The organism is Pseudomonas sp. H9, from assembly GCF_004353925.1.
Taxonomy (GTDB): domain Bacteria; phylum Pseudomonadota; class Gammaproteobacteria; order Pseudomonadales; family Pseudomonadaceae; genus Aquipseudomonas.
Genome location: NZ_SMOK01000027.1, coordinates 69522 through 91801, shown reverse-complemented (window position 1 = coordinate 91801; position 22280 = coordinate 69522). Strand labels below are relative to the sequence as shown.

The window sequence follows — 22280 nt, the reverse complement described above, 5'->3', positions numbered from 1 at the left end:
CTCAGGCAAACACCTGCAGGCTACGCGGCGGCAAGGCGACCCAGATGTCCTGGGAACCCAGGCGTGGCATCGACTCCGGAGCAACTTCGGCCAACAGCGCATGGCCTGGTAGTTCATTGAACTCGAAACTCATCCGGCAGCGATTGCCGAGGAAGGTGATCTCCCGCACCCGGGCCGGAAACAGGTTCTCTTCATGCACCGGCGGGTTGACGCTGATGGCTTCAGGGCGGCAGAACAAACGGCCGCTGCGGGCTTGTCCGACACCCTCGGCCAGGCGCATGTTCAGCGCACCGACCTGGGCATGGCTGTCACTGTGGCGCTGGAACGGCAGCCAGTTGCCCTGCCCGACGAACTCGGCCACGAACGGTGTGGCTGGCTTGTCGTAGATTTCCTGGGGCGTTGCGTACTGCTCGACCTGACCGTTGTTCATCACGGCGATACGGTCGGCCATGAGCATGGCTTCGTCCTGGTTGTGGGTCACCATCAGGGTGGTAATGCCCAGCTGGCGTTGCAACTGACGCAGCTCAGTACACAGGTGCTCACGCACCCGGGCATCGAGGGCCGACATCGGTTCATCGAGCAGCAACAAGGAAGGCGCAGGGGCCAGAGCACGGGCCAGAGCAACCCGCTGCTGCTGACCGCCAGAGAGTTGGCCGGGGTACTTTTTCTCACTGCCGGCCAGGCCAACCAGTTCCAACATCTGCGCCACTCGCTGGCGCACTTCATCGCGCCCGCTTCCAGCCAGACCGTAGGCGATGTTGGCTTCGACCGTCAGGTTTGGAAACAGGGCGTATGACTGAAACAGGATGCCGTAATCACGGGCCTGGGGTGGCAACTCGGAAATGTCGCGATCACCGATGTACAAGGTGCCGCGATCCTGACGCTCAAGGCCGGCAATGCAGCGCAGCAGCGTGGTCTTGCCACAGCCGGACGGGCCCAGCAGACACACCAGTTCACCGGCGGCGATGTCGAGCGAGACATCCTGCAGAGCAGTGAAAGCGCCGAAACGCTTGTGGATACCGCGCACCTTCATCTGTGCGCCTGGGTTTGCGACCGGAGTGTTCATGGCAAGACCTCATCGAGCGAATGAGGGCCATGCTAGGGAGGGAATGCGAAGGTTCTGTGGCTGGGAAGCAAAAGATGTTGATAGTGGTATAGGCAGATTTTGGTGTTGTGGCTTTTACCGCATCGCGGGGCAAGCCCGCTCCTACCGGTGGGAGCGGGCTTGCCCTGCGATAATTCAAATTTCCACCGCCGAAACTTCCTGCGCCAAACCGAGAAAAGCCGCTGGCAAACGTGCCTGACGTCGTTCCTTCAGGCAGTACAGGTACTCATGCATCACCGGCGCATCTTCCAGGCTCAGCACCCGCAGCTCGGGGTTATGCGGCACTTCATGACGAGCAATGATGCTAATGCCGATGTTGCGTAACACTGCCTCACGGATCGACTCGCGACTACCAATCTCCAGAATCGAACCTACCTTGACCCCAGCATCGTTGAGCATCTGTTCCGTCAGTTTGCGTGTGCTTGAGCCTTGCTCACGCACCAGCAGGCAGTGCCCGGCCAACGCCGACAGTGGCAGTGATTCACGGTTGGCCAGCGGATGGTTACGGTGTACCGCGACCACCAACGGGTCAGTACCCAGCACCCGGCGAATGAGCCGAGCATCTTCAAGCAGCTGCGAGGAGGCGGCGATGTCCACGCGGTAATCCTCAAGCAACTCCAGCACCTGCTGGGAATTGCCGATTTCGACCGACACCTCGACCTGCGGCAAGCGCTCGCGAAAGATCTTTACCAAATCGAGAATGTAATACGGCGCGGTCGCGGCGATGCGCAAACTACCCTGGGCCTGGCCACTGTTACGCAAGAAGAACTCGATATCCGCCTCTTGCTGCAACAGTGTCTTGACCATCGGCAGCAACCGCGCGCCGTCGTCGCTGAGGGTCAGGCGCCGACCACCACGGTAGAACAGCTCCACCGCGTATTGGCTTTCCAGGTTGCGGATCTGGGTGGTGACCGTCGGCTGGCTGAGCCCGAGTTTCTTCGCCGCCAAGGTGATGCTGCCCAGGCGGGCAACCATGTAGAAGGCTTTCAACTCGGAGCTCAACATACATCCTCTATTTTCGCAGTAAGCGCAGGCCGTTGAAGACCACCAACAAGCTCACGCCCATATCGGCAAACACCGCCATCCACATGGTGGCCATCCCGGCGAAGGTGATCGCCAGAAAAATCGCTTTGATCCCCAGTGCCAACACGATGTTCTGGGTAAGGATCGCCGCGGTCTGGCGCGAAAGCCTGACGAAGGCCGGGATTTTGCGCAAGTCATCATCCATCAAGGCCACATCGGCCGTCTCGATGGCCGTGTCTGTACCGGCAGCGGCCATAGCAAAGCCAATTTCGGCGCGGGCCAATGCCGGCGCGTCATTGATACCGTCACCCACCATGCCGACCCGATGCCCGGCTGCGTACAGGCTTTCAATGGTCTTGAGCTTGTCGGCGGGCAACAGGTTGCCGTGCGCCTGGTCGATCCCCACCTGAGCGGCGATGGCCTGAGCTGTGTGAGGATTGTCGCCGGTGAGCATGACAGTCTTGATACCCAGCTCATGCAACTCGGCGATAGCCTCACGGCTACTGTCTTTAACGGTATCGGCTACCGCAAACAGCGCCAGCGGGCCGGATGGGTCGAGTAACAACACCACCGTCTTGCCCTGACGCTCCAACGTATCAAGCTGTGCTTCAAGCTGGGCGGAGCACAGGCCCAGCTCTTCGACCAGGCGATGATTACCCAGGTGATACATCACACCATCGATTTCGCCGCGCACACCACGACCGCCCAGCGCTTCAAAAGCCGCGACCTCGCTCAGGGGCAACTGCTGCTCGTTGGCCAACACTGCAATCGCACGCGACACCGGGTGGTCAGATCGATCAGCGAGGCTGGCCGCCAGCGCCTGCGCACGGCCTTCGAACAACGGTTCAAGCAGCACATAATCGGTTTGTACCGGTTTGCCGTGGGTGATGGTGCCGGTCTTGTCCAGGGCCAGGAAGTCGAGTTTGCGCCCGCCTTCCAGATAGACGCCACCCTTGACCAGAATGCCTTTGCGCGCCGCAGCAGCCAGGCCACTCACGATTGTCACCGGAGTAGAAATCACCAAAGCACACGGACAAGCAACGACCAGCAGCACCAGAGCGCGGTAGATCCAGTCGAACCAAGCGCCGGCCATGAACAGTGGAGGAATCACCGCAACCGCCAGGGCAAAGGCAAACACTGCCGGTGTATAAATGCGCGAGAATTGATCAACGAAACGTTGAGTCGGGGCCCGTGCGCCTTGCGCTTCCTCCACTGCCTTGATGATGCGCGCCAGCGTTGACTGCCCGGCAGCCGCCGTGACCCGATACTCCAGCGCCCCGGCCTGGTTGATGGTGCCGGCGAACACTTTATCGCCCGGGCCTTTTTCCACTGGCAGGCTTTCACCGGTGATCGGCGCCTGGTCGATACTCGACTGGCCGCTGACCACCTCGCCATCCAGGCCGATACGCTCACCGGGCCGCACCCGCACCAACGCACCGAGTGCGACGTCTTTGACCTCGACATCACGCCATTGACCATCGGCCTGTTGCACCGTGGCCATGTCCGGGCTCAGTTGCATCAGGCCGCCAATAGCGTTGCGCGCGCGGTCCAGCGAGCGCGCCTCGATCAACTCGGCGACGGTGAACAGGAACATCACCATGGCCGCTTCCGGCCATTGACCAATCAGCACCGCGCCGGTCACCGCGATGCTCATCAGCGCATTGATGTTCAGGTTGCGGTTCTTCAGGGCGATCCAGCCCTTTTTGTACGTGCCCAGCCCACAGCTGAGAATCGACACCAGCGCTACCAGCGCCACAACCCAAGATGGCGCCAACTCAGCGAAGTGAATGCCCTCCGCAGCCAGCGCGGCAACCCCGGACAGCGCCAGCGGCCACCAGTGCTTTTTCGTCGGTGCCGTCGGCGCAGCAGGTTCTTCGCTGTGCTCGGCCAGCGGCTCGGCCTGCATCCCCAACGAGGCAACGGCTTGCTCAATGGCCAGGGTATCGGCATGCGTATGCCGCACCCCGAGGATGCGGTTGATCAGGTTGAATTCCAGTTGCTCGACGCCCGCCAACTTGCCCAGTTTGTTCTGGATCAGCGTCTGTTCGGTCGGGCAATCCATGGCCTCGATGCGAAAACGGCTCAAGCGAGCGTCACTACTGGCCGCCTCACTCAGTTGCACCATGGCCGGTGCAGCTTCGTGAGAGCAGCAGCTGTGCGCATGCTTGGCATGGTCATGATTGGCGTGGTCGTGGGTGTCTTTACCCGGCGTATGGCTAACAGGCTGGTTCATGGGCTCATCCTTAAATGTCCTGTTGCCAAGTGAACACCCTGTAGCCACTATAGGGTCAAGCAACCTGCCGAGGTATTTTCAGATGAAGATCGGAGAACTGGCCAAAGCCACCGACTGCGCTGTGGAAACCATCCGTTACTACGAGCGGGAAAACCTGCTGCCTGAGCCTGCGCGCAGCGAGGGGAACTACCGGATGTACACTCAGGCCCACGTCGAACGCCTGACCTTCATCCGCAACTGCCGTACCCTGGACATGACCCTGGAAGAAATTCGGAGCCTGTTGCGCCTGCGCGACAGCCCGGATGACCAGTGTGAAAGCGTTAACGCCCTGATCGACGAGCACATCGAGCATGTACAAGCACGTATCGATGGGTTGCAGGCGTTGCAGGCGCAGTTGCTGGAGTTGAGGCAGCACTGCCATCCCAAGGAGGTGCAGTGCTCGATCCTGCAGCACCTGGAGGTCAATGGCGCGGTGACGGCTCCTGAGGCGGAGCACTCACACGTAGGCAGAAGCCACGGCCATTGACGTACTGATCTGGTGGGAGCGGGCTTGCCCCGCGATTGCGGTTCGTCTGGCACACCGCATCGCGGGACAAGCCCGCTCCTACAGCGTTTAGACCGCCATTGGCGCGGTCATCGGCGCGTGGTGCTCGTAGCCTTCCAGGCTGAAGTCGCTCGGCTCAACCTTCTCCAGCCACTCTGGCTCATACACACCGGTCTTGGCGTACTCCGGCACACGATCATTGATCACCAGCTTCGGCGCTGCCAGCGGCTCGCGCTTGAGCTGCTCGTTGAGCATGTCCAGGTGGTTCTCGTATACGTGCGCATCACCAATGAAATAGGTGAACCAGCGCGGCGTGTAGCCGGTCAGGCGGCCGACCAGCGACAGCAGTGCGGCGCCTTCGGTGAGGTTGAACGGTGTGCCCAGGCCCAGGTCGTTGGAGCGAATGTAGAGGGTCAGGGATATTTCCTTGGTCTCGACATTGGGGTGGAACTGGTACAGCAGGTGGCACGGTGGCAAGGCCATTTCGTCGAGCTGGGCACAGTTCCAGCCATGGAACAGGATGCGGCGGCTGCCCGGGTCTTTGTGGATGGTGTCGATGCACTGGCGGATCTGGTCGATGGCCTTGTACAGCACCACAAAAGCTTCGCCGTCTTCTTCAGCTTCGGCAATTTTCTGGAAGCCCTGGCTCTGCGCCAGTTCGATCGCGGCCGGGTTGCTCAGCGGGATGCGTTTGTAGGCCGGCCATTGGCGCCATTGCACACCATAGATTTCGCCGAGGTCGTCATGCCCCTGGCGGAACGGGTTGGCCAGCCACTGGGCGTTTTCGTTGGCGTTCTGGTCCCAGACCTTGCAACCCAGCTCGCGGAACTCGCCTGCGTTCTTCACGCCACGCAGAAAACCGACCATCTCGCCAATTGCCGACTTGAACGCCAGCTTGCGCGTGGTGATAGCTGGGAAGCCTTTCTGCAGGTCGAAGCGCAGCATGGCGCCAGGCAGGCTGATGGTGCGGATACCGGTACGGTTACCCTGCAGGGTGCCGTTTTCGATGACGTCGCGGACCAGATCTAGATACTGTTTCATGGCTTACCTGTAACAAAGACGGCAGGGGGATCGCCCCTGCCGTGGAGAATCAAACGGCGGCCTTGGCCGTGGGTTTACGGTTGTAGGCCCACCAGATCAGGAAGATGCCGCCGACAATCATCGGCACGCAAAGCAACTGACCCATGGTCAACCAGCCAAAAGCAATGTAGCCAAGCTGGGCGTCGGGTACCCGCACGAATTCCACGATAAAGCGGAAAATGCCGTAGAACAGCGCGAACATGCCGGAAACGGCCATGGTCGGGCGTGGCTTTCGCGAGTACAGCCAAAGAATCAGGAATAATGCCACACCTTCCAGGGCGAACTGGTACAGCTGCGACGGGTGACGTGGCAACTGGGCCGGATCGCTGAACGGTGGGAACACCATAGCCCACGGCACATCGGTCGCCTTGCCCCACAATTCGGCGTTGATGAAGTTGCCGATACGCCCGGCGCCCAGGCCGATCGGTACCAGTGGTGCAACGAAGTCCATCAGCTCAAAGAACGACTTGTTGTTGCGCTTGCCGAACCACAATGCAGCCAGCATCACGCCAATAAAGCCGCCGTGGAACGACATCCCGCCTTTCCAGACTTCGAAAATCAGTGTCGGGTTGGCCAGATATGCGTGCAGGTCATAGAACAGCACATAACCCAGGCGTCCGCCGACAATCACGCCCATGGACAGCCAGAACACCAGGTCGGAGAGTTTTTCCCGGCTCCAGGTCGGGTCGAAACGGTTCAAGCGACGCGAGGCCAGCAGCCAGGCGCCGCCGATACCGACCAGGTACATCAGGCCGTACCAATGGATTTTCAGCGGACCCAGGGCGACGGCCACGGGATCTATCTGCGGGTAAGGCAGCATGGTGACTCCTCTCGTTAAAGCAAAAAGCTAAGGCCGACGCAGAACAACAACGCGGCGAACAGCCGCTTGAGCACGCGCGGCGACAACTTGTGGGCTAGGCGCGCGCCAAAGCGAGCAAAAAACATACTGGTCAGGGCAATCCCCACCAGCGCCGGCAGGTAGACAAAACCCAGGCTGTGCGCCGGCAAGTGCGGGTCGTGCCAGCCCAGCCAGATGAAGCTCAGGGCGCTGGCCACGGCAATTGGAAAGCCGCAGGCCGAGGACGTGGCCACCGCCTGCTGCATGGGCAGGCTGCGCCAGGTCAGGAACGGTACGGTCAACGAACCGCCGCCGATACCGAAGATTGCCGAGGCCCAACCGATCACGCTACCGGCCAAGGTCAGCCCGGGTTTGCCGGGAATGCTGCGGCTGGCCTTGGGCTTGAGGTCCAGGGCCATCTGCGCGGCAATCACCAGGGCAAAGACGCCAATGATCTTTTGCAGCATGGGGCCTTGAATGGCCGAGGCGGTCTTGGCGCCGATACCGGCGCCGACCAGGATACCCAGGGTCATCCAGACGAAAATCGGCCACTGCACCGCGCCTTTGCGATGGTGCTCGCGAATGGCATTGATCGAGGTGAAAACAATGGTCGCCAACGACGTACCCACCGCCAGGTGGGTGAGCACCGAGGCATCGAAGCCTTGCAAGGTGAAACTGAACACCAGCACCGGCACGATGATGATCCCACCACCAACGCCAAACAGCCCGGCCAGCACGCCTGCGCAGGCGCCCAACAGCAGATAGAGCACGAATTCCATTGTCGCCCCCTTAAATTCAGTCCGGCATGGTAACGGAAGGGAGGCCTGTGGCTCTAGTGAAGACACATTAAGTCGATGGATCAGACTGAGCGCTGTGGGTAGAGTGAGCAAAATTACTGAGAATCCCGTATGTGTCTGATCGTCTTCGCCTGGCGGCCCGGGCATGCCCAGCCGTTGATCGTCGCGGCCAACCGTGATGAGTTCTATGCCCGCCCCAGCCGCATGCTAGGCGCCTGGGACGATGCGCCAGGGGTGTATGCCGGGCGTGATCTGGAGGCCGGCGGCACCTGGCTGGGTGTCGGCCCGGCCGGGCGCTTTGCCGCGCTGACCAACATCCGCGACCCCAAACAGCCTTTGGGCGCGCACTCACGGGGCGAGCTGGTGGCGGCCTTCCTGCGCGGCGAATTGGGCGTTGAGGCTTACCTGAGTGAGGTCGCCGAGCGTAGCCAGCAGTATTCAGGCTTCAACCTGTTGGTGGCTGACAGCGGTACCTTGGGTTACCTGAATGCCCGTGACGCTCAGGTACAACTGTTGGGCGAAGGGGTTTACGGGTTGTCCAATGCCGGGCTGAACACGCCCTGGCCCAAACTGGTCAAGGCGCGTAACGGCTTGCACCAGCACCTGCACGATCCACAACCTGAGCGCCTGCTGGCCTTGCTGGGAGATAACCAGCAGGCAGCCGACAGCGAGTTGCCGGAAACCGGCGTCGGCATGGGTACCGAGCGCTTGCTATCGAGTGTGTTTATCGCCAGCCAGAACTACGGAACGCGGGCCAGTACAGTGCTGATTGTCCAGGCTGATGGGCAGCGCCGCCTGGTAGAGCGGAGCTTTGGGCCGTTTGGCGGGCACCTGGGGGAAGTGGATTTGCAGGTTTGAATTGATCGCGGGGCAAGGCCGCTCCCACAGGTTTAGTGATCTCCTGTGGGAGCGGGCTTGCCCCGCGATAGCTATTTACAGCGTCTTCGACGACCCCGGATTGATCATCCGCGCCAAGCCCAAGTTCTTCAGGGCCAACTGCAGCGAGCTGTGGATAACTTGCGGGTTGTCGATACCCATGGCCTGAGCCAACAGTTCCTTGGACTTACCCAGGCTGACCTGGCGCAGCATCCATTTCACTTTCGGCAAGTTGGTGGCGTTCATCGACAAGCTGTCAAAGCCCATGGCCATCAACAGCACAGCCGCTGCCGGGTCGCCGGCCATTTCGCCGCAGATACTCACCGGCTTGCCTTCGGCGTGGGCATCGCGCACCACCGTTTGCAAAGCTTGCAGCACTGCCGGGTGCAAGTAGTCGTACAAGTCGGCAACACGCGGGTTGTTGCGGTCTACCGCCAGCAGGTATTGGGTGAGGTCGTTGGAACCGACCGAGAGGAAGTCCACCTGACGGGCCAGCTCACGGGTCTGGTACACCGCAGCCGGGATCTCGATCATCACCCCCACTGGCGGCATCGGCACGTCCGTGCCTTCATCACGCACTTCGCCCCAGGCACGGTGGATCAGGTGCAGGGCTTCTTCCAGTTCATGAATGCCGGAAATCATCGGCAGCAGAATGCGCAGGTTGTTCAGGCCTTCACTGGCCTTGAGCATGGCGCGGGTCTGCACCAGGAAGATTTCCGGGTGGTCGAGAGTTACGCGGATCCCCCGCCAGCCAAGGAAGGGGTTGTCTTCCTTGATCGGGAAGTACGACAACGCCTTGTCGCCACCAATGTCGAGGCTGCGCATGGTCACCGGCAGCGGGTGGAAGGCAGCCAGTTGCTCGCGGTAAATCGCCAGCTGCTCCTTCTCGCTCGGGAAGCGCTGGTTGATCATGAACGGTACTTCGGTGCGGTACAGGCCGACCCCTTCGGCGCCACGTTGCTGGGCGCGGGCAACATCGGCAAGCAAGCCGGTATTGACCCACAGCGGCATGCGGTGACCATCGAGGGTGATACACGGCAGTTCGCGCAGGGCATCGAGACCCTGGGCCAGTTGGCGTTCTTCTTCAACGACATCGGCGTACTGCTTGCGCAGCACATCGCTGGGGTTGGTGTAGACGTCGCCCTTGTAGCCATCGACGATCATGTCGATGCCGTCGACTTTCGAGTACGGCAGGTCAACCAGGCCCATGACCGTCGGAATGCCCATGGCCCGGGCCAGAATCGCTACGTGGGAGTTGCCCGAGCCCAGTACCGATACCAGGCCAACCAGTTTGCCTTCAGGTACTTCGCCGAGCATGGCGGGGGTCAGCTCTTCACTGACCAGAATGGTGTTATCGGGATAGACCAGCGTCTGCTGCCTGGCTTCTTGCAGGTAGGCCAGCAGACGCCGGCCCAAATCCTTCACGTCTGAAGCCCTCTCCCGCAGGTAGGCGTCGTCCATCAGCTCGAAGCGATTGACGTGCTCACCCACCACTTGGCGCAAGGCGCCCTGGGCCCACTGCCCGGTCTTGATCACCTGCACCACTTCGCCGCCCAGGGCTGCGTCTTCGAGCATCATCAGGTAGACGTCGAACAACGCGCGCTCTTCCGGGCGCAGTTGCGTGGCCAGTTTGGCGGACAGGGTGCGCATGTCGGCGCGCACACCTTCCAGAGCGTTATTGAACAGTTTCAGCTCGGCGTCGATGTCATCGACGCTCTTGTCCGGCACCACATCGAGGTCGGCCGGAGGCAGCATGACCACCGCCTTGCCCACCGCAGCGCCGGGTGAGCCGGGTACGCCGACGAACTTGGCCTCCTGGATACCCTTGCCCTGACGGCCCAGACCGCGAATCGAGCCGGTGGCTTCGGCATGGGCGATTACACCGGCGAGCTGGGCACTCATGGTCACCAGGAAGGCTTCTTCGCCCTCATCGAACTGGCGCCGTTCTTTCTGCTGAATAACCAGAACCCCCACCACGCGCCGGTGGTGAATGATCGGCGCACCCAAGAATGAGGCAAAGCGCTCTTCACCGGTTTCGGCAAAGTAACGGTAGCGCGGGTGGTCGGCGGCGTTTTCCAGGTTGAGCGGCTCTTCACGGGTACCGACCAGGCCGACCAGACCTTCGTTCGGCGCCATGCTGACCTTGCCGATCGAGCGTTTGTTCAGGCCTTCGGTGGCCATCAATACGAAGCGGTTGGTTTCCGGGTCAAGCAGGTAGACCGAGCAGACCTGACTGCCCATGGCCTCTTTGACGCGCAACACAATGATCCCCAACGCCGTCTTGAGATCCTTGGCGGAGTTAACTTCCTGGACGATCTTGCGCAGCGTATTGAGCATGGCTCGGGGTCGAACTCCGTCGTCAGTCGCGCGCCAGCAGGCGCGGGGCAAGCTCTTTGAGAGCGCGGCGGTAAACCTCGCGCTTGAATGTCACCACCTGGCCAAGCGGATACCAATAGCTGACCCAGCGCCAGCCATCGAACTCCGGTTTCCCGGTCAAATCCATCCGCACCCGCTGCTCGTTGGAGACCAGCCGCAGGAGAAACCACTTCTGCTTCTGGCCGATGCACAGCGGTTGGCTGTGGGTGCGAACCAGACGTTGGGGTAAACGATAACGCAACCAGCCGCGAGTGCAGGCAAGAATTTCAACATCATCGCGTTCCAGCCCTACTTCTTCATTCAGCTCACGGTACAGGGCATCTTCCGGGGTCTCTTCAGGGTTGATGCCTCCCTGGGGAAACTGCCAGGCATCCTGGTTGATCCGGCGAGCCCATAGCACCTGCCCAAGATCATTGGTCAGAATGATCCCGACATTGGGGCGAAAACCATCGGGGTCGATCACGGCGGCAACCTCGCAAACGCATGTCACGGCATTGTTCCACAAAGGCCACAAGACCAGCAACGCGCCTGTTTACCTTATGTGCATCGATGTGAAAAGTCCGTATTCTGTGGGACTTTTCAGATGTTATGCGAGTGACTTAAATGCGCCTGGCTTTATTCGATCTGGACAATACCCTCCTCGGCGGCGACAGCGACCACGCGTGGGGCGACTACCTGTGTGAGCGCGGCATTCTTGACCCAGTGGCCTATAAGAACCGTAACGACGAGTTCTATCAGGACTACCTGGCCGGCAAGCTGGACCTGAACGCCTACCTGGAATTCACCCTGGAGATTCTGGCCAATACCGAAATGGCCCAACTCGACGAATGGCACGAAGACTTCATGCGTGACTGCGTTGAACCGATCATCCAGCCCAAGGCCCTGGCGCTGCTGCAAAAGCACCGCGATGCTGGCGACAAGCTGGTGATCATCACCGCGACCAACCGTTTCATTACCGGGCCGATTGCCAAACGCCTGGGCGTGGACACCCTGCTGGCCACTGAGTGCGAAATGGCCGACGGCCGCTACACCGGCCGCAGCACCGATGTACCGTGCTTCCGCGAAGGCAAGGTGACGCGCCTGAAGCGCTGGCTGGAAGAAAATGGCCTGAGCCTGGAAGGCAGCCATTTCTATAGCGACTCGATGAATGACCTGCCGCTGCTGGAGCAAGTGGTCAACCCGGTGGCGGTAGACCCGGACCCGAACCTGCGCGCCGAAGCTGAAAAGCGCGGCTGGCCAGTCATCAGCCTGCGCGGCTGATCAACTCTGTGGGAGCGGGCTTGCCCCGCGATAGCGGTGTATCAGCCACACTGCATCGCGGGGCAAGCCCGCTCCTACAGGTTCAGACCGGTTTGGCGCCCATCAAGCCGGCGATAGCGATGAAGCACACGCCACTGAACACCGCGAGCGCCAGGGTGAACTTCGGACTACCCACGGTAGGCGCCGTGCGCAGGCGATTCACCCGCGCCAATAGCCAGAACCAGCTGAACGCACCGAAGGTGTAGATCACGCTGGAGCCCAGTACCCAGGTCTGGCCCAATGGCCAGCCGATCAGGTGGACCAGCCACCAGCCGGTGAACGGCATGCTCACCAGGCTGATGCCCATCAACAGCCAAACAAACACCAATGGCCGCTGCGTCAGACGAGCAGGCGCTGCCGTGTCACCTTTGCGCCGCGCCAGCCAGGTCCAGATCGCCAGCCCCAGGGCGCTGCCCAGTAACAACACCGTGGCCGCGATATGCGCGACCTTGAGCGTAGTCAGGTATTCCATGTCATTGCTTCCTTGTGAACTGCTCTGAGCTTAGCTGCTCAGCCCAGAAACAACCGATACGCCGGGTTTTCCGTCTCGTCCCAGTACGGGTAGCCAATCTTGGCCAGGGCTGCCGGCACCAGGTGGCGCTCATCATCCGGAACTTGCAGGCCCGCCACCACGCGACCATCAGCCGCGCCGTGGTTGCGGTAATGGAACATCGAGATATTCCAGCGCCCACCAAGCTTATTGAGGAAGTTGAACAGTGCACCCGGCCGTTCAGGGAATTCGAAACGCAGCACCAACTCGTCGCTGACCCGTGCAGCATGGCCGCCGACCATGTGGCGGATATGCAGCTTGGCCAGTTCGTTGTCGGTCATGTCGAGCACCGGGAAGCCTTGCTCGCTCAGGCTCTGGATCAGGGCACTGCGCGGATCGGTGTCTGGGTGGGTTTGCACGCCTACGAAGATGTGCGCCTCACCATCGGCGTGGTAGCGGTAGTTGAACTCGGTGATCTGACGCTTACCGATGGCTTCGCAGAACGCCTTGAAGCTGCCCGGCTGCTCAGGGATGGTGACCGCAATAATAGCTTCACGACCTTCACCCAGCTCGGCACGCTCGGCAACATGGCGCAAGCGGTCGAAGTTGACGTTGGCACCCGAGTCGATCGCCACCAGGGTCTGGCCGCTGACGCCCTTGAGCTCCACGTACTTCTTGATCCCGGCCACGCCCAACGCACCGGCAGGTTCGGTGATCGAGCGGGTATCGTCGTAGATATCCTTGATTGCCGCGCAAATTTCGTCAGTGCTGACCGTCACCACCTCATCGACATAGGTCTTGCAGATGTCGAAGGTGTGCTGGCCGATCTGTGCTACGGCAACGCCGTCGGCAAACAACCCGACTTGCGGTAACACCACCCGCTCACCGGCAGCCATCGCGGCTTGCAGGCAGTTGGAGTCGTCGGGCTCGACGCCGATCACCTTGATTTCCGGGCGCAGGTACTTCACATAGGCCGCAATACCGGCGATCAAGCCACCGCCACCGACCGGCACGAAAATCGCGTCCAGCTGGCCAGGGTGCTGGCGCAGAATTTCCATGGCCACCGTGCCCTGCCCGGCAATGGTGTGCGGGTCGTCGTAAGGGTGGATATAGACGAAGCCCTTCTCCTCAACCAGTTTCAGCGAGTACGCCAGCGCCTCGGGAAACGAATCACCGTGCAGCACGACCTTGCCACCGCGCGAGCGCACGCCTTCAACTTTGATCTCCGGGGTGGTCTTGGGCATGACGATGGTCGCCTTGATGCCCAGTTCCCGCGCTGCCAGCGCTACGCCTTGGGCATGGTTGCCCGCCGAGGCAGTGACCACGCCACGGGCCAGCTCTTCGGGGGTCAGCTGGGCCAGCTTGTTATAGGCGCCGCGAATCTTGAAAGAAAACACCGGCTGCAAGTCTTCACGCTTGAGCAGAATGTTGTTGCCCAAGCGCTTGCTCAGTTGGCCAGCTGTCTGCAACGGGGTTTCGACCGCAACGTCGTAAACGCGCGAGGTGAGGATCTTTTTGACGTACTGTTCGAGCATCGGGAAAGCATCACTGAGCGGTTGGGCGGGCCTGGCAGTCTACCGCAGCGCCTTGTCGGGCGACCACAGCAAGACCCAGGATTTAGCCGCTATACTACGCGCCTTCACGATACTCCTCCCCGCTTCGGAGCCCGCATGACCCAGGACCAACTCAAACAGGCTGTCGCCCAGGCCGCTGTCGACTTCATTCTGCCCAAGCTCGACGACAAGAGCATTGTCGGCGTCGGCACCGGCTCGACCGCCAACTGCTTCATCGATGCCCTGGCCAAACATAAAACCGCCTTCGATGGCGCCGTCGCCAGCTCCGAAGCCACCGCTGCACGCCTGAAAGGTCATGGCATTCCCGTGTATGAGCTGAACACCGTCAGCGACCTGGAGTTCTATGTCGATGGCGCCGACGAGAGCGACGAGCACCTGAACCTGATCAAAGGTGGCGGTGCCGCCCTGACCCGCGAAAAGATCGTGGCCGCCGTGGCCAAAACCTTTATCTGCATCGCCGACGCCAGCAAGCTGGTGCCGGTACTGGGCGCCTTCCCGCTGCCGGTCGAAGTCATCCCAATGGCCCGCAGCCACGTAGCACGTCAGTTGGTGAAGCTGGGCGGCGACCCGGTCTATCGTGAAGGCGTGATCACCGACAACGGCAACATCATCCTCGACGTACACAACCTGCAGATCACCAACCCGGTAGAACTGGAATCCCAGATCAACGCCATTGTGGGTGTGGTCACCAACGGCCTGTTCGCGGCGCGTCCGGCGGATTTGCTGTTGCTTGGGACTTCTGAGGGTGTGAAAACGCTTAAAGCTTAAAAGCATCGCGGGGCAAGCCCGCTCCCACCATAAGTTGCCTGTGGGAGCGGGCTTGCCCCGCGATGAAGTTTATTCAGCCTGCTTCTTGAACACATAAAACAGGTTCGGCTCGCTGACCAGGTAAATGGTCCCGGCATCGTCCATGGCGATACCTTCGGCCTGCGGTACGCTCTGCTTCAGGCCCTGAAAGCCCTTGCGCAGCGACAGCGTGCTCAAGGGCTTGCCCTTCACATCCAGTTCCACCACCAACTGCGACTCATCCGACAGCGCCAGCAAATGGCCGCTGCGCTCATCGAACTGCAAACTCGACAAATCTCGTACGAACAAACGCGAATCCCGCTTCCGGTCTTGCACTACGTGTACGGCATAGGGCTGCTCGGGGTTTTCGTGGGGGAAGCCATGCACCTCATAGATCAGCATCGGGTCACGTTCCTTAGCCACAAACAGGCGCTTGCCCGCCGAGTCATAGGCCAATCCTTCAAAGCCCTTGTTACCGTTCAGGCCAATCCCAAGCGTCAGTTGTTCAGCATCCTTGGCGTCGAGGAATCGCGTGTTGTCCTGCAAGCGTACGCGGATCAGGCGTTGTGATCGCTCGTCGGTAATCACATAGCTGCCCGGCCCCACATACTCCACTGCCTCCGGGTCGCCAAAGCCGGTCAGCGGCACGCGACGCAGTACGCGCCCATCGAGCGACAACTCGATCAGCTCAGAGCGTTGATTGGTCACGGTAAACAGGCTTTTACGGTCGGGGTCGTAAGTCAGTGCCGAGATGTCGTCGTCCAGGCCTTCAATTGTCTTGGCCTCAAGCGCCACCCGGTATTGATCCAGGCCGATGCTCTGCTCGAAGGGCTGCCACCAGGTTTTGAGGTTGAACCAGCCGCGTTCGAACAAACGGTAATGCTGCCCTGCGACTGCGGCCAGCAGCAGGGCAAAAAGGCTTACAACCAGAAAAATCAGCGGCAGACGAATGTAACGACGCATTCAGGAAGACTCGACAAAGGACAGCCTGAATCTAACCATATCCAACTGAATCGAAGCTTAATCCCAGCGTCGGAAAGTTCTCTATTCCGGCTCAGGGCTTACGAAAACGATAGAACAGATCCGGCTCGCTGACGATGTACAGCGTGCCGTGTTCGTCCATCGCCACGCCTTCGGCGCGCGGAATACGCTTGTTCAAGCCATTGAAGCCGCCCAGCAAGGTCATGAAACTGACCTGCTCGCCGTTCTCGTCCAGCTCCAGCAACATGTTGGAGTCGGCAGACAGCACCAGCATATGACCGGTACGTGGATCAATACCCAGCGCCGAGAGGTTGCGCAGGTCCAGCTCTTCGTTGACCAAAGGTTGTTTATCACCGGTCAACGGGCTCTTGCCATCGCTTTTCCAGGTAAACAACGCCGGCGGGCGCTCTTCGCCAACAACAATGCGCTGCTGACGAGGATCCCAGGCCACGGCTTCAAAAGCCTTGTTCTGGTTTTCCGAAGGGCCGAGGTCGTATTGCGGGAAGTCTGCGATATTCAGTGAACGGGTGTCGGCATTCAAGGTGACAATGGTCATTTTATGATCACGTTCGTCAACAATCGCCAAGCGCCCGCCTTCAAGGGCCGCAACACCTTCCGGGTTGCTCCAGCCGACCAACGGCATCTTGCGCAACACATCGCCATCGAGGGTCAGTTCGACCAGGAACGGATTCTTGCCCATCACCGCGAACAGGGTTTTGCTTTCAGGGTTGTAGGTCAGGTCGGAGGCTTCATCGTCCTCCATGCCTGGCAACACCTTGGCATCGATATCGACGACGTAGTCCGGCAGCCAGATGCTGGCCTTTTGTTCGACCGGGCTTTCGAAGCGCTCTTTTATCCACAGCAGCCCGCGATCATCCCAATGCATGGCAATCGCTACGCCATAGCCAATGATTGCCGCCACCGCCAACCAGGTAGACCAACGCAAGGCGAGCCCACGCTTTCGCGCAACGGGCACAGTTTTACTGGAGGGGATAGGAGTGGCCATGGGGTCGGTGCTCTTTTTTGCCAGTTAATAACACATTACTGGCACGTTCGTAGAGCCAGACCGGCGAGCATTATCCGGATGAAGTGTGAAAAAAATGGCAAAAGCCGACAGGGCACAGGGCAGCCAGCATGGCTGGCTGCCCTGGAGGGTTACAACACTTTGCTTTCGAAACGGCTGACACCTGGCAGTTCCAGCACCAGCTCATCGCCCGGTTCGAGCGGGCCGACCCCAGCTGGCGTGCCGGTGAGGATGACGTCACCCGCCTGCAGGCTGAACTGCGAAGCCATGTGCTGGATCATCGGCACAATCGGATTGAGCATCAACGCGCTGCTGCCGTCCTGGCGTACTTCGCCATTGATGGTCAGGCGAATGCCGATGTTGGCCAGGTCTTCGAAAGTGCTGCCGGCGACGAACGGTGCCAGCACACAGGCGCCATCGAAGCACTTGGCGCGCTCCCACGGCAGGCCTTTGGCCTTGAGTTCGGCCTGCAGATCACGCAGCGTCAGGTCCAAAGCCGGGGCGAAACCGGAAATGGCGTCGAGGACTTCTTCCTCGCTCGGTGCAGGCGACAACGATTTGCCCAGCAGCACCGCAATTTCCGCTTCGTAGTGCACCGACCCGCGCTCAGCCGGGATCTTGAAACCGCTGTTGATCGGTACCACGCAGCTGCCTGGCTTAATAAACAGCAAAGGCTCGCTCGGGATAGGGTTATCCAGTTCCTTGGCGTGCTCGGCATAGTTGCGCCCGATGCACACCACCTTACCCAGCGGAAAGTGAATACGCGTGCCGTCTACATACTGGTGCTGATAGCTCATTACCGACTCCTGGCGCTATTGGAAGCTCTTATGCCTTTGACTTACTCGACGGCGAAGATTTTGCCCGGGTTCATGATCCCGTTCGGGTCGAACACCGCCTTCACCGCTTTCATGTATTGAATTTCCACGGGCGACCGGCTGTAGGTGAGGTAGTCACGCTTGGTCATGCCCACCCCGTGCTCTGCAGAAATCGAGCCGTTGTACTTCTGCACGATTTCGAACACCCACTTGTTCACCGTAGCGCACTTGGCAAAGAACTCGTCCTTGCTCAGGTCGTCAGGCTTGAGGATGTTCAGGTGCAGGTTGCCGTCGCCGATGTGGCCATACCAGACCACTTCGAAGTCTGGGTAGTTTTCTGCGACGATGGCGTCGATATCCCGCAAGAACGCCGGAACTTTCGAAACAGTTACCGAAATATCGTTCTTGTACGGCGTCCAGTGCGAGATGGTTTCGGAGATGTACTCGCGCAACTTCCACAGGTTCTGTAGCTGCTGCTCACTCTGACTCATCACTCCGTCCAGCACCCAACCTTGCTCCACGCAGTGTTCGAACGTAGCCAGGGCGGCATTGGCCACCTCTTCAGTGCTCGCTTCGAACTCCAGCAGGGCATAGAACGGGCACGGGGTGTCAAACGGCGCAGGCACATCGCCTCGGCCCATGATCTTGGCCAGCGCCTTGTCGGAGAAAAACTCGAAGGCAGTCAGGTCCAGTTTGTCGCGAAAAGCGTGCAATACCGGCATGATCGAGTCGAAATCCGGGGTTCCCAGCACCATCGCCGTGAGGTTGTTCGGCGCGCGGTCCAGACGCATGGTGGCTTCCACCACAAAGCCCAGCGTACCTTCGGCACCGATGAACAGCTGGCGCAGGTCATAGCCGGTGGCGTTCTTGATCAGGTCTTTGTTCAGTTCCAGCAGGTCGCCCGCGCCAGTCACCACTTTCAGGCCGGCCACCCAGTTGCGGGTCATGCCGTAGCGAATAACCTTGATTCCACCGGCATTTGTACCAATATTGCCGCCAATTTGGCTGGAACCGGCGGAGGCGAAGTCCACCGGGTAGTACAACCCCTTGTCTTCGGCAAAGTTCTGCAACTGCTCGGTGACCACGCCAGGTTGGCACACCACGGTACGGTCGAACTCATCGAATGCCAGAATCTGGTTCATGTAGTCGAACGACACCACCACTTCACCGTTGGCTGCCACCGCCGCTGCCGACAGCCCGGTGCGCCCGCCTGACGGCACCAGCGCGACCTTGTGCTGATTGGCCCAGCGCACGATGGCCTGAACCTGTTCAATGTTCTTGGGAAACACAATAGCCTGCGGTGCCGGGGCAAAGTGTTTGGTCCAATCCTTGCCGTACGCCTCGAGAGAAGCTGCATCGGTCAGCATCTTTCCGGGCTCAACCAGGGTCATCAGCTCATCAAGCAACGCAGAATGGGTCATCGACAGAACTCTCGAACTATTCATAGTCACCCTGAGCACACTTCACGTGCCAGGGATGGGCGTATCGGGGGGTACTCATGCTAGCATACGCCCCCCGCTGATCGTGCTTTAGGCCGATGCTGCGAGAGCTTCATTCCCCTGCCATTTTTCTCCGGGACACAGGTTTACGCAGATGAGCAAGACTTCTCTCGATAAGAGCAAGATCAAGTTCCTTCTTCTCGAAGGCGTCCACCAATCCGCCGTGGACGTCCTCAAGGCCGCCGGGTATAGCAACATTGAGTACCTCACCGGTTCTCTGCCCGACGCTGAGCTGAAAGAAAAGATCGCTGATGCCCACTTCATTGGCATCCGCTCGCGCACTCAACTGACCGAAGAGGTTTTCGACTGCGCCAAGAAACTGGTCGCTGTCGGCTGTTTCTGCATCGGTACCAACCAGGTCGACCTGGACGCGGCCCGCGAGCGCGGCATCGCCGTGTTCAACGCGCCGTACTCCAACACCCGTTCGGTTGCCGAACTGGTGCTGGCCGAAGCGATCCTGCTGCTGCGCGGCATCCCGGAGAAAAACGCTTCCTGCCACCGTGGTGGCTGGATCAAGAGCGCGGCCAACTCCTTCGAAATTCGCGGCAAGAAGCTGGGCATCGTCGGCTACGGCTCGATCGGCACCCAACTGTCGGTCCTGGCCGAAAGCCTGGGCATGCAGGTGTTCTTCTTCGACCCGCTGACCAAGCTGCCGCTGGGTAACGCCACCCAGGTAGCCAGCCTGCACGAACTGCTGGGCCTGGCCGACATCGTCTCGCTGCACGTGCCTGAGCTGCCTTCCACTCAGTGGATGATCGGCGAGAAAGAAATCCGCGCGATGAAGAAAGGCTCGATCCTGATCAACGCCGCCCGCGGCACCGTGGTCGAGCTGGATCACCTGGCCGCAGCGATCAAGGACAAGCACCTGATCGGCGCCGCCATCGACGTGTTCCCGGTTGAACCACGCTCCAACGACGAGCAGTTCGAAAGCCCGCTGCGTGGCCTGGACAACGTGATCCTGACCCCGCACATCGGCGGTTCTACCGCTGAAGCACAGGCCAACATTGGTCTGGAAGTGGCCGAGAAACTGGTCAAGTACAGCGACAACGGTACTTCCGTATCGTCGGTCAACTTCCCTGAAGTAGCCCTGCCGGCTCACCCAGGCAAGCACCGCCTGCTGCACATCCACGAAAACATTCCAGGCGTACTCAGCGAGATCAACAAAGTCTTCGCCGAAAACGCGATCAACATCTCCGGTCAGTTCCTGCAGACCAACGAGAAAGTCGGTTACGTAGTAATCGATGTTGACGCCGAGTACTCGGACCTGGCGCAAGAAAAACTGCAACACGTCAAGGGCACTATTCGTTCCCGCGTACTGTTCTAAGTTTTTCCGGCAATAAATCGCGGGGCAAGCCCGCTCCCTCTGTGGGAGCGGGCTTGCCCCGCGATGCTTTTACCGCTTACTCAACCGTAACGGTAATCTTCTTCGATTCAACGCTTGGCTTGAACGGCACATGGAACTTGTCACCCAGCACCAGTTGCAGGGTGTGTTTGCCTGGGGTCAGGGTCAGTTCAACTTCAGTCTGAGCCTTACCAAAGTGCAGTACCTGTGGGCCAGCAGGCAATGGCGCCTTGTTTTCCGGCAGCAGGCTGGTTGGCAGTACGGTGTCGGCAGCCGGCTCTTTGTCTACATCAACCAACAGGTGGTGATGGCCGGTATGCGGCGTTGCGTCACCCGCGGGTTTGAGCTCCATGCCCTCGATACCGAATTTGACGGTGAAGGTCTGAGCGACCGTCGCGCCATCGGCCGGGGAAACGATGAAGACCTTGGCGTCTTTCGGCGGCTCTTGGCTCTTCAGGCCTTCGGCGGCGGCAAATGCCGAGACACCCATCAACAGGCCGACGACGGCTGCACGCGAAACTAGGCTTTTCATTCACTTCTCCTGTGGTTCTGTTTTTCAGTTGCCTTTGACAACGCTTGCCAGTGAAACAAAAGGCAATGGCTTGTAACCATAGATCAATTGATTCAGAACATATCCGATTATTCTCACAGAAAAAATTACTCCCTGCGCCTAACATCCTACAGCCGATGCTGTCCTAAGTTGCGCTCGACCGTGGCATCATCAGAAAGCTACGGCGATCTTTTTCACTGCCAATACATTCAAGGGACTTCGATGCGTTTGATCACAGGGGTGTTTCTCTGCGCCTTGCTCAGCCCATGGGCACATGCCGAACTGATAGACGATATGAACGACCGCGGCGAACTACGCATTGCCGTGGAAGCCAATATGGTGCCGTTCAACTTCAAGGATGACGGCAAACTGACGGGCTTTGAAATAGAACTGGGCCAGATGCTTGCAGACGAACTGGATGTGCGTGCCGAGTTCATCGTCACCACCCGCGACGACCTGCTACCGGGTGTGGAAAGCGGCAAATACGATGTTGCCCTGAACCAGATCGCTGCCACCCCCGAACTTAAAGAGCGCCTGGACTTCAGCGAGCCCTACAGCTATTCCAGTGCTCAGTTGATCGTGCGCAAAGAGGAAAAGCGCCCACTCAGCACCCTCGAAGCACTCAAGGGCCATAGCCTGGGCGTGGTCCAGGGCAGCCAGTTTGCCGAGCAGGCGCGTGGTGTTGAAGGCGTTGAGCTGCGCAGCTATCCCGACGCCACCCAACCAATCAAAGACGTGGCCAACGATCAAATCGACGCCGCTATCAGTGACCGCCTGCTGGTGCCCTATGCCATACGTGACAGCCAGCAAGCGGTAACCGAAGGTGCTACCGTCGGGCCGATCCTGAGCTTGGCAATTCCATTTCAGAAGGGTAACCCGGCGTTCCACAGTGCTGTGGATAAAGCCCTGCAACGCATCAAGGCCGATGGCCGGCTGAACACGCTGTCGCAGAAATGGTTCGGCATGGACGCCAGCAAGCCACCGAAGTAACTGTTGCCTCTGGTAGGAGCGGGCTTGCCCCGCGATTGCAATATGCCTGACAAACTGC

The 22280-nt window shown here is 59.9% G+C and carries 21 protein-coding genes; 6 read left to right on the top strand and 15 right to left on the bottom strand.

What is annotated here, in order from left to right:
- Position 1: 1 nt before the first annotated feature.
- The 3 genes from E1573_RS20565 to E1573_RS20555 form a co-directional block, all read right to left on the bottom strand.
- Entirely contained in the window at positions 2-1066 is a 1065-nt protein-coding gene (locus E1573_RS20565; protein ID WP_133216401.1) for a putative 2-aminoethylphosphonate ABC transporter ATP-binding protein, read from the bottom strand.
- 174 nt (positions 1067-1240) lie between these two features.
- Positions 1241-2110, bottom strand: a complete 870-nt coding sequence (locus tag E1573_RS20560; RefSeq protein WP_133216400.1) for a LysR family transcriptional regulator — start codon at positions 2108-2110, stop codon at positions 1241-1243.
- A gap of 7 nt (positions 2111-2117) precedes the next feature.
- Positions 2118-4361 carry a heavy metal translocating P-type ATPase gene (locus E1573_RS20555; RefSeq protein WP_133216399.1) on the bottom strand — a complete coding sequence of 748 codons (2244 nt, stop codon included), beginning with the start codon at positions 4359-4361 and terminating at the stop codon, positions 2118-2120.
- A gap of 82 nt (positions 4362-4443) precedes the next feature.
- On the opposite strand from E1573_RS20555, the gene cadR reads away from it, so the two are divergent.
- Positions 4444-4887 carry a Cd(II)/Pb(II)-responsive transcriptional regulator gene (gene cadR, locus E1573_RS20550; RefSeq protein WP_133216398.1) on the top strand — a complete coding sequence of 148 codons (444 nt, stop codon included), beginning with the start codon at positions 4444-4446 and terminating at the stop codon, positions 4885-4887.
- Positions 4888-4974: 87 nt separating this feature from the next.
- Here cadR and E1573_RS20545 read toward each other — a convergent pair whose 3' ends face one another.
- The 3 genes from E1573_RS20545 to E1573_RS20535 are packed head-to-tail and all read right to left on the bottom strand — an operon-like array spanning position 4975 to position 7602.
- Positions 4975-5946, bottom strand: coding sequence for a thymidylate synthase (locus E1573_RS20545; RefSeq protein ID WP_038605514.1), 972 nt, complete (start codon positions 5944-5946; stop codon positions 4975-4977).
- A 49-nt stretch (positions 5947-5995) separates the two neighbouring features.
- Complete coding sequence (gene lgt / locus E1573_RS20540; protein ID WP_038605512.1) at positions 5996-6805, bottom strand: prolipoprotein diacylglyceryl transferase; 810 nt, start codon at positions 6803-6805, stop codon at positions 5996-5998.
- A gap of 14 nt (positions 6806-6819) precedes the next feature.
- On the bottom strand, positions 6820-7602 hold the full coding sequence (locus E1573_RS20535) for a sulfite exporter TauE/SafE family protein (RefSeq protein ID WP_133216397.1): 783 nt from the start codon (positions 7600-7602) through the stop codon (positions 6820-6822).
- A gap of 129 nt (positions 7603-7731) precedes the next feature.
- On the opposite strand from E1573_RS20535, the gene E1573_RS20530 reads away from it, so the two are divergent.
- Positions 7732-8478, top strand: coding sequence for an NRDE family protein (locus E1573_RS20530; RefSeq protein ID WP_133216396.1), 747 nt, complete (start codon positions 7732-7734; stop codon positions 8476-8478).
- A gap of 75 nt (positions 8479-8553) precedes the next feature.
- On the opposite strand, the gene ptsP is transcribed toward E1573_RS20530, so the two are convergent.
- Both ptsP and E1573_RS20520 read right to left on the bottom strand, forming a co-directional pair.
- Positions 8554-10833: a phosphoenolpyruvate--protein phosphotransferase gene (gene ptsP, locus E1573_RS20525; RefSeq protein WP_133216395.1), complete on the bottom strand. Its 2280-nt coding sequence runs from the start codon at positions 10831-10833 to the stop codon at positions 8554-8556.
- A 22-nt stretch (positions 10834-10855) separates the two neighbouring features.
- Positions 10856-11335 carry an RNA pyrophosphohydrolase gene (locus E1573_RS20520; protein WP_010222140.1) on the bottom strand — a complete coding sequence of 160 codons (480 nt, stop codon included), beginning with the start codon at positions 11333-11335 and terminating at the stop codon, positions 10856-10858.
- Between the two features lie 140 nt (positions 11336-11475).
- On the opposite strand from E1573_RS20520, the gene E1573_RS20515 reads away from it, so the two are divergent.
- A complete protein-coding gene (locus E1573_RS20515) occupies positions 11476-12132 on the top strand; it encodes an HAD family phosphatase (protein ID WP_133216394.1) in 657 nt (218 codons plus the stop codon).
- A gap of 82 nt (positions 12133-12214) precedes the next feature.
- Here E1573_RS20515 and E1573_RS20510 read toward each other — a convergent pair whose 3' ends face one another.
- Positions 12215-12643: a DUF2269 domain-containing protein gene (locus E1573_RS20510; RefSeq protein ID WP_133216393.1), complete on the bottom strand. Its 429-nt coding sequence runs from the start codon at positions 12641-12643 to the stop codon at positions 12215-12217.
- Between the two features lie 38 nt (positions 12644-12681).
- The gene (gene ilvA / locus E1573_RS20505; protein ID WP_133216392.1) at positions 12682-14196 is read right to left on the bottom strand and encodes a threonine ammonia-lyase, biosynthetic; all 1515 of its coding nucleotides are present in this window, start codon (positions 14194-14196) and stop codon (positions 12682-12684) included.
- 135 nt (positions 14197-14331) lie between these two features.
- Between ilvA and rpiA the strand changes: the two genes are divergently transcribed.
- The gene (gene rpiA / locus E1573_RS20500) at positions 14332-15003 is read left to right on the top strand and encodes a ribose-5-phosphate isomerase RpiA (protein WP_133216391.1); all 672 of its coding nucleotides are present in this window, start codon (positions 14332-14334) and stop codon (positions 15001-15003) included.
- A 69-nt stretch (positions 15004-15072) separates the two neighbouring features.
- Here rpiA and E1573_RS20495 read toward each other — a convergent pair whose 3' ends face one another.
- The 4 genes from E1573_RS20495 to E1573_RS20480 form a co-directional block, all read right to left on the bottom strand.
- Positions 15073-15984, bottom strand: a complete 912-nt coding sequence (locus E1573_RS20495; protein ID WP_133216390.1) for an SdiA-regulated domain-containing protein — start codon at positions 15982-15984, stop codon at positions 15073-15075.
- Between the two features lie 91 nt (positions 15985-16075).
- Positions 16076-17008 carry an SdiA-regulated domain-containing protein gene (locus E1573_RS20490; protein WP_133216389.1) on the bottom strand — a complete coding sequence of 311 codons (933 nt, stop codon included), beginning with the start codon at positions 17006-17008 and terminating at the stop codon, positions 16076-16078.
- A 149-nt stretch (positions 17009-17157) separates the two neighbouring features.
- Positions 17158-17823 carry a fumarylacetoacetate hydrolase family protein gene (locus tag E1573_RS20485; RefSeq protein WP_133216388.1) on the bottom strand — a complete coding sequence of 222 codons (666 nt, stop codon included), beginning with the start codon at positions 17821-17823 and terminating at the stop codon, positions 17158-17160.
- A gap of 41 nt (positions 17824-17864) precedes the next feature.
- Positions 17865-19262: an FAD-binding oxidoreductase gene (locus E1573_RS20480; RefSeq protein WP_133216387.1), complete on the bottom strand. Its 1398-nt coding sequence runs from the start codon at positions 19260-19262 to the stop codon at positions 17865-17867.
- Between the two features lie 172 nt (positions 19263-19434).
- Here E1573_RS20480 and serA point away from each other — a divergent pair, with 172 nt between their 5' ends.
- Positions 19435-20664, top strand: coding sequence for a phosphoglycerate dehydrogenase (serA, locus tag E1573_RS20475; RefSeq protein WP_133216386.1), 1230 nt, complete (start codon positions 19435-19437; stop codon positions 20662-20664).
- Positions 20665-20740: 76 nt separating this feature from the next.
- On the opposite strand, the gene E1573_RS20470 is transcribed toward serA, so the two are convergent.
- Positions 20741-21214, bottom strand: coding sequence for a DUF4399 domain-containing protein (locus tag E1573_RS20470; protein ID WP_133216385.1), 474 nt, complete (start codon positions 21212-21214; stop codon positions 20741-20743).
- A 240-nt stretch (positions 21215-21454) separates the two neighbouring features.
- Here E1573_RS20470 and E1573_RS20465 point away from each other — a divergent pair, with 240 nt between their 5' ends.
- Positions 21455-22222, top strand: coding sequence for a transporter substrate-binding domain-containing protein (locus E1573_RS20465; protein WP_133216384.1), 768 nt, complete (start codon positions 21455-21457; stop codon positions 22220-22222).
- Positions 22223-22280 lie beyond the last annotated feature (58 nt).